Genomic DNA, 1428 nt, shown 5'->3' on the forward strand with positions numbered 1-1428 from the left:
ATAGTCTCCAGCACTTGAAATATTATTACCATTATTTTGCCAATAAAAGGCATTACCATTTCCTCTCAATGTTGATAATTTTTGACTACCCAGTCGAATTGACTTTCCAACTCCAAAAGCACCTACTTCCATTACATTCCCGGCAGCGGTACCTACATAACGACTAGCTGCATGGGTGTTATTCGTAAAGTTTTCATTCATTTTTGCGCCAGTAGAGCGGAATGTGTCGCCACCCGCACCCGTTGGGGCAGTGCCTAAATTTACTGTTTGAATGGTCATTTTCTTACTCGCATAAAAAAGCCCCTAAAAAGGGGCTTTGAAGAGATTAAAAGTTAAGGATAAAAGACTTGGGTGAATGTCGTAGAGATTTGCCAAATATCACCACCTAAACAACGGGGTTGATATTCGCCTGTTTTAACTCGGACTTCACCGTCTAGTGGTGAATCCCAAAGAAACGAGTCAGCTCCTTTGTGGTCATCAAAGAATGCTTTGATTTGCATAATTTCGGCTTTATAAGCCGTTCTTTGATAAGTCCATTCACCAGATCGGTTATTAATACCAATTGAAGTATTCTGTTCATAACCATCGCCAAATTTGCTTGATAACGTATTAAAGCGCTGAGTATTACTATTTCCGTCTAAGTCGCATTCGAAAGTGAATTTAAGGTTGCTCATAAATTGAATCCATAAAAAAACCGACCTCTAAATGGGTCGGTTTAAATATTTAGTTTCATTACATTTTCCAAAGATATGTACAGATAATCAAAGTGATAAGGATCGCAACAAAGCGCCATGCTTTCATTTCAATACCTCAATCAACTTAGAAATTGCTGTCAATATTGGCGCTGCTTGCCAGATCAAAATTCCAATTAAGAATGCAAGGACCATAATGTAAGTCCATACTCTTAATGCTTTACTGTCTGAAAGTTTATTCATTACTTTATCAACCTGTACATTTAGGTTAAAATTCATCTATGTTCTGATCCTCAAGTCTGGTTTGTGGGTTGGAAACAAAAACCCCAAGAGCTGTGAACTCTCGGGGTTTTGTTTTGGAATTAAAAAACCCACTCATTCGAGTGGGTTACTTTGATAATAAACCGCCTTGTCGCTGTTGTTGACTTAAGTACTCATTGACATGCCGACCAATTGCTTCACCCAAACCTATAGGTTTATAAGCTACTGAATTAAGCGCTTGATATTGCTTCTCGCTCAAAACAAGAACCACACCTTCAATATCTACAAGCCAATCATCGAATTGGATAGGGAAAGTTTCCCCATCTCGTTCATAAGTCTTATTTGCCTCTCTTCCACGTTGACCAACATAGGTTACTGTGCCGCCCAGTAAACGTGTTACTTCATCATGATTACCGGTGTATTGGCCTGTTTTCTTAAATTGAATTGCTTTCATATTTCCTCCTTATAAAACAAA

At 38.4% G+C, this 1428-nt stretch carries 3 protein-coding genes and 1 pseudogene; all 4 read right to left on the reverse strand.

Annotation, left to right across the window (positions count from 1 at the left end):
- Positions 1 to 279 (reverse strand): annotated as a pseudogene (locus J671_RS24735) (hypothetical protein); the annotation flags it as partial.
- A gap of 53 nt (positions 280 to 332) precedes the next feature.
- A complete protein-coding gene (locus tag J671_RS24740; protein ID WP_031983783.1) occupies positions 333 to 674 on the reverse strand; it encodes a phage tail protein in 342 nt (113 codons plus the stop codon).
- Positions 675 to 797: 123 nt separating this feature from the next.
- On the reverse strand, positions 798 to 971 hold the full coding sequence (locus J671_RS26050; RefSeq protein ID WP_002051595.1) for a hypothetical protein: 174 nt from the start codon (positions 969 to 971) through the stop codon (positions 798 to 800).
- A gap of 109 nt (positions 972 to 1080) precedes the next feature.
- Positions 1081 to 1407: a hypothetical protein gene (locus J671_RS24745; RefSeq protein WP_031983373.1), complete on the reverse strand. Its 327-nt coding sequence runs from the start codon at positions 1405 to 1407 to the stop codon at positions 1081 to 1083.
- Positions 1408 to 1428 lie beyond the last annotated feature (21 nt).

Origin of the sequence: Acinetobacter sp. 1130196 (assembly GCF_000588095.1) — a bacterium.
Classification (GTDB): domain Bacteria; phylum Pseudomonadota; class Gammaproteobacteria; order Pseudomonadales; family Moraxellaceae; genus Acinetobacter; species Acinetobacter nosocomialis.

Bases quoted from the DNA above. Each gene is read 5' to 3' on its own strand.
- J671_RS24740 (WP_031983783.1), bottom strand. From the start codon at position 674: ATGAGCAACCTTAAATTCACTTTCGAATGCGACTTAGACGGAAATAGT.
- J671_RS24745 (WP_031983373.1), bottom strand. From the start codon at position 1,407: ATGAAAGCAATTCAATTTAAGAAAACAGGCCAATACACCGGTAATCAT.
- J671_RS26050 (WP_002051595.1), bottom strand. From the start codon at position 971: ATGAATTTTAACCTAAATGTACAGGTTGATAAAGTAATGAATAAACTT.